The following is a 10034-nucleotide window of genomic DNA, read 5'->3' on the forward strand; positions in this document are numbered from 1 at the left end:
TGCTTTTCGTATTTTCGCACAAAATTTTCTCCATGGCAAAAGTAACCACGCTTTCCGAGTTTATCATAAACAACCAAAAAGACTTTCCATACGAAACTAGTGATCTAAGTCGATTACTAAGCTCTATCCAAATAGCGGCGAAGATTGTAAACCGCGAGGTAAACCGCGCTGGGTTAACCGACAACATCTTAGGAGCAGTAGGAAGCACCAATGTTCAGGGAGAAGAGCAACAAAAATTAGATGTTTATGCCAACGATAGATTTATCGAGGCCATGGCATCTCAGAAAGTGGTTTGTGGAATTGGAAGCGAGGAAAATGATCACTTTTTAGGGGCCGAGCATGGATTGAGTAAAGACGGTCAGTACATTGTTATGATGGATCCTTTAGATGGATCATCGAACATTGACGTGAACGTTTCTATTGGAACTATTTTCTCAATATACAGAAGGGTAACCCCTATAGGAAGTGAAGTTGCAATGGAAGATTTTTTACAGCCAGGAAATCGTCAGGTTGCAGCTGGATACGTTGTTTACGGCTCCTCTACCATGTTGGTTTTTTCTACAGGTAATGGAGTTAATGGATTCACATTAGAGCCGTCATTGGGGCTTTTCTGCCTATCTCACCCTAACTTAAAATCCCCTGAGGGAGGTAAAATTTACAGCATAAACGAGGGTAATTTCACCCAGTTTTCACCAGCACTTCAGAATTATATCCACCTATGTAAAAGTGATAAGAACATTAACGGAAAAGCGATGAGTGCCCGTTACATTGGTTCTTTGGTTGCGGATTTTCACAGAAATTTATTGAAGGGTGGAATATATATTTACCCAGGAACAAAATCGGCTCCCAATGGTAAATTAAGGCTATTGTATGAAGCGAATCCCCTTGCTTTTTTAATTGAGCAGGCAGGTGGATCGGCATCTAATGGAAACAAAAGAATTTTAGACATTCATCCTACCGAGTTACACCAGAGATGTCCGCTATTTATTGGTTCAAAAAAATTGGTGGATGAAGCGGTAAAACACATTGCCTCATCCGAAAAAACAGAGGCGCTGGGATAAAGTAAATGCAGGTAAACGATCTTCTAGGAAAATTTATTCTTCACCCGAAAACCGAGTTAATAAACCGGAAAATTGGTGAAAGAGGCATACATCTTGGTTTAAAAGGATTGGTTGGATCTGGAGCTGCCATGGTAGCCCAAGCAACTATCAGATCATCCAACAAAAACCACGTATTTGTTCTAAATGATAAAGAGGAAGCCGCTTATTTTCTAAATGATCTCGAAAATACAGATCCCGATCTAAAACCTCTTTTCTTTCCAGACTCAAGCAAATTGGCCTACGAGGAGCTAGTAACCGATAACGCTAATGTTTTAATGCGCGCCCAAGTACTTAGCCGCATTGCATCTGGTAAACCGTTTACCATAGTTAGCTACCCACAGGCGCTTGCCGAAAAGGTTGTTAGCAAGAAAAAGTTAAGTCAAAACACCCTCGCCCTTTCCGTTGGAGAAAGCTACGATACCGACTTTATTAATGAATTTCTACTCGGCTTTGGATTTGAAAGAGTTGATTACGTTTACGAACCAGGGCAATTTTCAATTCGGGGAGGAATTATAGATATATACTCCTTCGCTAAAGAAGACCCATACCGAATAGAACTTTTTGGCGACGAGGTAGAATCCATACGCTTTTTTGATCCAGGAGATCAAAGATCGGTTCGAAAGGTTAAGAAAGCCACAATTGTTCCCAATGTTCAAAGTGAGAAACTATCTGAGATAAGAGAGAGTTTTTTGGATTTCATTCCAGAAGAAACGGTTCTTTGGATTAAAAGTACCGAATTGTGCATAGGAAAAATTGAAAAAAGCCTGGAGCTAGTCCAAAAGCAATTCGAGAAATTGGAGGGTGAAACCAAAAGATTACTTCCAGCCGAGATAAATGTTACGGGGGAGGAATTTGCTAAAGGAGTGGTAAAGTTTACTACCCTAGAATTTGGGTTAAATCACCCCATGGCAAAGGAAACCATTGTTTTTAATCAAAAACCCCAACCCAGTTTCAACAAAAATTTCGATCTGCTGGATGGGCATTTCCAGAAAAGAGCTGAACAGGCTTTCGATAATGTAATCGTCTGTAGCAATAGTAAGCAGGTTGAGCGCCTTTACCGCATATTTGAAGATCAACAAAAAGAAATAAACTTCACCCCTATCCCACTTGGTTTAGCGGAAGGATTTGAAGACGAGGATATCAATTTAGTTTGCTTTACCGACCACCAAATATTTGAAAGGTACAATAGGTTTAGGCTAAAAGAAGGGTTTAAGAAGAACCAACAAGCTCTTACCCTTAAAGAAATAAGTCAGCTGGAGCCTGGCGATTACGTTACCCATATAGATCATGGAATAGGTAAATTTTCGGGGCTTGAAACTATAGACGTTGACGGGAAAAAGCAGGAAGCCATCCGTCTAGTGTACAGGGATAACGATATACTTTACGTATCCATCCACTCCCTACACCGGATTTCGAAGTACACAGGAAAAGAGGGTAATGTTCCCAAAGTAAATAAGTTGGGATCGCAGGCGTGGCAGAACTTAAAAAGCAAGACAAAGAAAAAGGTTAAAGAAATTGCTTTCGACCTTATAAAGCTATATGCCAAAAGGAAGGCTGCCAAAGGATTTGCCTACGCTCCAGACACTTATCTACAAAATGAATTAGAAGCATCATTTATATACGAGGATACTCCAGATCAACTTAAGGCTACCCAAGATGTAAAAGCCGATATGGAAAGTGAAATGCCCATGGATAGGTTGGTTTGCGGTGATGTTGGATTCGGAAAAACCGAAATCGCCATCCGTGCAGCCTTTAAAGCAATAACCGATGGCAAACAAGTTGCCGTAATGGTCCCAACCACCGTATTGAGTTTACAGCACTACAAAAGTTTCAAAGCCCGAATGGCGGATTTCCCTTGTAGAGTGGATTACGTAAACCGATTTAAAACCACAAAACAGAATAAGGATACTCTTAAGGATGTAGCCGACGGAAAAATTGATATCCTTATTGGAACCCATAGAATCATATCCAAAGACGTAAAATTCAAAGATTTAGGGCTTCTAATTTTAGATGAGGAACAGAAATTTGGTGTTGCCGTAAAGGATAAATTAAAAACACTTCGAGCCAATATAGACTGCCTTACGCTTACAGCAACTCCTATCCCGAGAACCTTACAATTTTCGCTGATGGGAGCCAGAGATTTATCCATCATAAACACTCCCCCACCCAACCGTTATCCAGTAAGCACCGAGCTCATACCTTTTTCAGAGGAGCGCATTAGGGATGCCATAACTTATGAGGTATCTAGAGGTGGGCAGGTATTTTTCGTCCACAATAGAGTGCAAAACATAATGGAAGTGGCAGGGATGATAAAACGTCTTTGTCCTGGAGTGAATGTGGGCGTTGGACATGGCCAAATGGATGGAACCAAACTAGAAAAGGTAATGGTAGATTTTACCGATGGCCTTTTCGATGTATTGGTTGCCACCACAATTATTGAATCGGGAATAGACATTACCAATGCCAATACCATATTGGTAAACAACGCTCAAAATTTTGGTCTCAGCGATTTACACCAATTGCGTGGACGAGTAGGACGAAGCAATAAAAAAGCGTTTTGCTATTTAATTGCGCCTCCACTTCACGCGCTTCCAGACGACTCAAGAAAGCGACTACAAGCACTGGTTCAGTTTTCGGATTTGGGCAGTGGTATGAGCATTGCCATGAGAGATTTAGATATCCGCGGTGCAGGAGATTTGTTGGGCGGTGAACAAAGTGGTTTCATTAACGACATGGGCTTTGAAACCTATAAGAAAATACTAGATGAAGCTGTTCGCGAGCTTAAAGAAACCGAATTCAAAGACCTATTTGAGAAAGAGAATAAAGCCAAAGCAGCAAATCCTATTGAGGAATGTGTAATCGAGACAGATTTACAACTTCTCATTCCCGATTGGTATGTAAACAATATTACCGAGCGCCTCAGTTTATATAAGGAATTGGATGATATTGAAGACGAGGATACGCTAAAGCAGTTTGAAGAGCAGCTAAAAGACCGATTTGGAGATATCCCCGAAGAAAGCATGGAACTTTTGGACACCTTGCGATTGAGATGGCTTGGTAAGGATATTGGATTTGAAAGGCTTAAAATCAAAAGTGGCAAGATGTTAGGTTACTTCATCGCCGACAAGGACTCCATGTACTTTCAATCCGAAGCCTTTACCAAAATACTACAGTTTGTTGCCAGCGGCAAAAATTGCAAGTTGAAGGAAAAAAACGGCAAGCTGTATATGATTTTCGAAGGGATTAATACGGTAAAAAAGGCCTTAAATGCATTGGCGCCATTGCAGGTTGAAGCGTTGGTGTAGCCTATTAATAATGTAGCAATTTAGCGGTGGATCAATGAAACAATGGTGCTACTAAGGGGATAGGTAGAGGAGAATAAATTTCTGTTACCAGCCATCGTCCTTCAATGGCGTAAAGGAGAGGCACCACTAACTACATTCCACATCTTTGGAAAAATAAGTCGATAAACTAATCTACCTCAAAAAAAAGAGACCAAATGGGCTACCCCATTTTATTATCGAAATCAATAATTACTAGTTGTAAGGAATTTGACTTAATTTTATATCCGTTTTTAAATATTTAAAACATAATAGTCTTACCTCCTGACGACTAAATTCATGCATTTTCCTAGATTTTTAGCTTTTCTTTTTCTTTTTCTTGGTCTTACCAATTTTCAGTTTGCGCAGGAAAAAACCTACAGCAGGATTTTAGATGATCCGGAATTTCGGACTGGAAACACCTTGAATTTGGGGCTTGCAGGTGGTAACACCTATACCATTTCATTTGATATAGTTGGCCTTAAATTAATTCTACTTGATGAAGATGGAGATTTTATTGACCAGTGGCACGTAAGGTCTCCCACTGTTTTAATACCATTGGATGCGGCATTTAATAGTGACACTTCCGCAATTATACTAGTTGGTTTAGATGATGGCGCAGCCCCATATGATTCTGACTATAATAGCTGTATCTGGTCTATTGACCTCATTTCCAAATCAATTAATTGGAAAAGAAAATCTCAATCGCGCTCCAAATTATATGGTATTGAGTGCACTAATGGTCCATTCTGCTATGCAACCGGAGTATTAATCAATACTCCAGACAATGATGCAACGATTTATAAATTAAACGAAACCACCGGAACAATTGTAGAACAAAAAAGATTTTCGGTTCAAAAAGATGAGACCTATAACTCACTAACGATAGAGAAAAATGAAAATTCAGAGACATTCATTTATGCAACTGGAAGGCATACAAAAGGCAGTGGTGGTTCCTCAGTGAATGCCTACCGAGCTGTTGTTACAAAATTTGACACCTCTTTAACACCCATTTGGACTACTACTTTATATAATAATTCCAACGAGCAAAGTAGAAATTATGGCCGAGGTGCTTTTGCAAAAAATGATACGGTTTTTGCACTAGGTATTAGCGGTGGAGGAAATAATTTTTACGATTTAAAGGTCAGTAAATTAACTCCAGATGGAAATACTATTTGGTGTAAAAAAATTGACGGTATCGATCAACGTGGAGCTACAAGAATTCGTGATTTCGTGCAACTAGAAGATGGAATGTTAATTTATGGATCAACCTACCAACAATTCCAATCGGCCCCTCCTTCATCCTTGGTTTTAATAAAATTGGATTGGAATGGCAATCTGGTTTGGGCAAAAAAATACAGTGACGCTCTGGCACCATCAAAAAGTTTGACCATTCAATCAGTACCCGCTGCCATACCTGCAAAACCAATAACCATTTTAGGGGGACAGATTTTATTTTCTTTTTCTAGGGATTTGGGATCAGAAGTATTTCAAAATTATCTAATGAAGTTAAATCGTCTTGGAGAAATCACCTCCAATTGTGATGTTCGATATGATAATCTTTCGGTTAGCATAGTGGACATAACTCCAAATAATGAATTTGTTTCAATGACAAATGTTGCTCCGAATTCACTTTTGGCATCAACTACAAACAGTGACCTCCTGTTAGCCGATGACCCCTGTGAAATTGATATTTCTATAAGTGAAGGAACTAATGACACCATTTTTATAAATCACTGTGAAAAAGGAAATATTACCCTTAATGCTAATGGTGCTGATAATTACCAGTGGATTATTGACACTAACACAACATCGGTATCCTGTGCATCTTGTCCTAGCAGTTCCTTCTCTTTTTCGGAATCAACTAATCTAAAATTAATCGGGTACAAAGATGGTTGTTGTGAATGGGGTGACACCCTATTGGTCCCTGTTATTTTCAATAACAGCTCGGGCGGGATTTCACTTTTAACTAGTGATAGCCTTCTTTTCTGTAAAGATGGAGAAAGTAATTCAATAACCATTAAAAACCTTACCGGTAATCCTTGGAATATTAAAGTCAGGGAAGCTGGTAGCACCGAAAACCTGTTAAAGGTTAAAAACATAACCGATTCAATTCTCAATTTTACCTACACTGGACATGAAACTCTTAATATCTATGAGTTTTGTGGGGTTAATACCATTATCGACTCCCTACAAATCCAGTTCTACAGAAAAAAGAATGAATATGAATTACTCAGTCCTGATAGCCTGCCACTTTGCGATACAAATTTGAGTACCCTAAAAATTAAAAACTTAACCTATGAGGAATGGGAAATAGGAATAATCGGTGGTGGGCACAATAGCCAGAAATTTGGATTAGATGATAGTACTTATTCAATTGTAATTGAAGAAGGACATACTAGACTTTTTGACCCCTGCCAACCAAATTCAGACACCATCCATGTTTATCGATATACAGGGGAGGTCCCAAAGCAGTTGGTTGGTACCGAATTAAATGTATGTAGTCAAGATACAGTTGTTGATTTATTTGATGGAGTTTTAGATTCTGCCAATACCTTCCTTGGAATTTGGAACTGGGAAAACAAGCCCCCAAGCATACCCGAATCCGTCTTCCAAGACAATGAACTAACTATCCTAAACATGCCTTCGGGGAAATACAAATTTAAGTATACCCAATCAGGTGCTTGTGGGGCGGATTCAGCCATGGTAAGCGTTAATATTGAAAATAAGATAAGGCGAGACACCGTAATCTCTATCGTTCGATGTAGCGTAGATTCTCTCATCCATCTTGAAGAATTCCTTACCAATGAGCATATAGATTCCAACGGTGTATGGCTGTCAGGCTTTGGATTGGATCCAAAATACCTGAACAATTCCGGCATTCTAAATATCGCTGAACTAAATGGGGATTACACCGTGTTTTATGTTAGGCCAAACACTATTTGCCCTCCAGACACAGCTACCTTCCTAATAAAAATAGATCCATTTCTATCCGCTGGACTAGATGGAGATACCAGCATCTGTGAAAATGAAAACCCTCTCGATCTTTTCTCCATTATTTCCAATGAAAATGCGGAAGCAGGTTCCTGGAAAAACATAATTACAACGGATTTAAGATTTGAAAACTTCTTTTTCTCAGCCAGTGCTGTTTCGAACGGAAATACCGCTGAATATAACTTTCGTTATCTGGTGGAAAATATTGGGGTTTGCCCTTATGATAGCTCCTTGGCCACACTTACCGTTCACAACGCTCCGGAGGTAACGCTGACCTCGGATCACTCCATTCTTTGTAAGGATAGCTTGGTTGAAATCAATGCTCAAATTATAGGAAACAGTCCATTTAGTCTTGAGATACAAGATAAAGATGGAAAGGTATTTGGCCCAATAGGTAACCTTTTCGGAAATAATTATCAGTTTACCACTATCCTCTCCGAGGCCAACACGTATAGAATTACCCACCTCCAGGAAAAAAACAACCTACAATGCGAGTACCTAGGCCAGGAAAAAGTTGAAATTAAAGTTTACGAACCTATCACGGCCAACCTCATTTTGGAGGATTGTATTTTAAAGGAGGATAGTGTAACCTTCCTTGGATTTATTCCAGTAATTTCAATTTCAGGTGGGGACGGTACTAATTACCAATACGACCTCTATGTTGATGGCATCCTAGAAAAATCGGGAGCTCCAGCGCCCAATTCAATGCATAGAGCAGATACCCTTCCTAACGGGGTTGAATATTCCTATCATTTTTATGATGGATCTAATTGCCCAGATATTGATGCCGTTTTTATGCGTCAACCAAGAAAATATTGCGAATGCGCAACCTTTTCTGGAACCATGGACCTCAGTCCAAAATATTTTTGCGAAGATGAATTAGCTACAACATCTCCAAGTTCTAATTCCTTCCTTGAGCCTGAGGATACTTTATTTTACATCCTTCACGACCGAGCGGGTATTATTTTGGGTAACATCATAGATAGCAATTCCGTACCTGAATTTCAATATCACCAGGGTATGGAGTTTGGTAAAAATTACTTTATTTCAGCTATCTCTGGGGATCGATCACCAAATGGAATCTCACCTTTGGACACCTGTGTTTCCCTAAACAGTGGTACCCCTATCCAATTTTTCCCTAATCCAACACTAAATTTTCCTATTTCCAACCTTACGATTTGCGAGGGAGAAATAGCGGAAGTTGCATATTCCATAAATGGATTTGGTCCATTTACCCTACAAGGCCAGGCTATTTCCTCTTCGGGTTCAAACCCCATTTCAGTTACTCAGCTTAATAATGACGGTATTCTTCAGTTGAATCCTACCGAAACCACCCTGTATAGATTCCATACAATCTCGGGGAGTTCACCTGCAGGTTGTAGTATGAATATTAATATCGAACTACAAATTGATGTTCAAACCAGGCCAATTATTTCCCATGCTCAAGAACCTATTGAAAAAATCTGTGAAGGAGCTAGTTTAGACTGGGAAATAACCGTTACCAACGGGATAGGACCTTTTGAATTGGAAATTTTGCGAGATGGTGTTCCCATACCTTCATCACCTATTTTAATTTCAGGAAACTCCAGAAAAATTGAGCTGTTCCAAAAAGGATTGTACCAGATTAACAAAGCAACAGATATTGGAGGAAATTGCCCTGGAAGGGTCCTAAAAGGAAGCTTGGTAATTGATGAACAAAAACAACCCTTTGCCAATGCAGGGCCCAGTCCTATAGAGGTATGTGGAAGTTTCACCCAACTCGATGCGACCCCTTCCTTTGGAAAAGGAGCTTGGCGACTGCCTTCAGACGGTTCTTTTACCTTCTCCAATAACAAGCAATCGAAAACCTTTGCCTTTGTTCCCGAGCCGGGTGAATACCAGTTCATTTGGGAAGAAACCAATGCACCTTGTCCCGTTTCTCGCGATACTGTTTTTGCGACCTTCTTCGAGCAGCCCAAAGCCAACGCTGGAGTCGATTCACTCTTTTGTGGGACTTCGGCTAAACTTTATGCCACTCCATCGGTAAGTGGACCTAAAAACCGTAGCTTCTGGATTTATAACGGTTCGGGGTCTGTGGTATACGAAGATGCTCAAGAGCCCAACTCCCGCGTTAGCGTGGGTACTTCCGGCACTTACGATCTCATCTGGAGAGAAGAAGCTTCGGCTCAATGTGTAGATCACGATACCGTTTCTATTGTATTCTCCGATTTCCTTCGCGCTTCGGTAATCGATACCATTTGTTTGAACAACGGAGCCAATTACCAATTTGTAATCGATGTACGCGGTGGAGACCCCGCTTCCATTACCGTTAATGGTAAGCTCGTCGGTTCATTGCCCTATACCACACCGGTTCTTAACTCCGGACAAGCCTACAAGTTTGGATTTAGCGATCAAAGTGGTTGTGGGTTCTCCGATACCCTTCGCACTTCCTATGGTTGTCCTTGTCTTAGCGATGCTGGTAGTCTTGTGCAAGACACCCTTTTTGCTTGTATTGGAGATCGACTCATTGCGCAAGCTACTTCCGATTATGTCCTCGACTCGGACGACACCTTACTTTATGTGCTGCACACTGAAAGTGGAGCCAGTTTGGGCAACATCCTACATTTTAAGGGAAGCAACG

General features: G+C 40.3%; 3 protein-coding genes. All 3 read left to right on the forward strand.

The annotated features are described in order from the left end of the window. Positions 1-32 precede the first annotated feature (32 nt). Positions 33-1061, forward strand: a complete 1029-nt coding sequence (gene fbp / locus FRX97_RS04745) for a class 1 fructose-bisphosphatase (RefSeq protein ID WP_147013927.1) — start codon at positions 33-35, stop codon at positions 1059-1061. Positions 1062-1066: 5 nt separating this feature from the next. Beyond that, entirely contained in the window at positions 1067-4405 is a 3339-nt protein-coding gene (mfd, locus tag FRX97_RS04750) for a transcription-repair coupling factor (protein WP_147013929.1), read from the forward strand. Positions 4406-4720: 315 nt separating this feature from the next. Beyond that, a partial coding sequence (locus FRX97_RS04755; protein WP_223266562.1) for a hypothetical protein occupies positions 4721-10034 on the forward strand: 5314 nt, incomplete at its 3' end.

This window comes from Luteibaculum oceani (assembly GCF_007995015.1).
Taxonomy (GTDB): Bacteria; Bacteroidota; Bacteroidia; order Flavobacteriales_D; family Luteibaculaceae; genus Luteibaculum; species Luteibaculum oceani.

Excerpts from the sequence above, each read along its gene's own strand:
- fbp (WP_147013927.1), top strand. The coding sequence starts at position 33 with ATGGCAAAAGTAACCACGCTTTCCGAGTTTATCATAAACAACCAAAAA.
- mfd (WP_147013929.1), top strand. The coding sequence starts at position 1,067 with ATGCAGGTAAACGATCTTCTAGGAAAATTTATTCTTCACCCGAAAACC.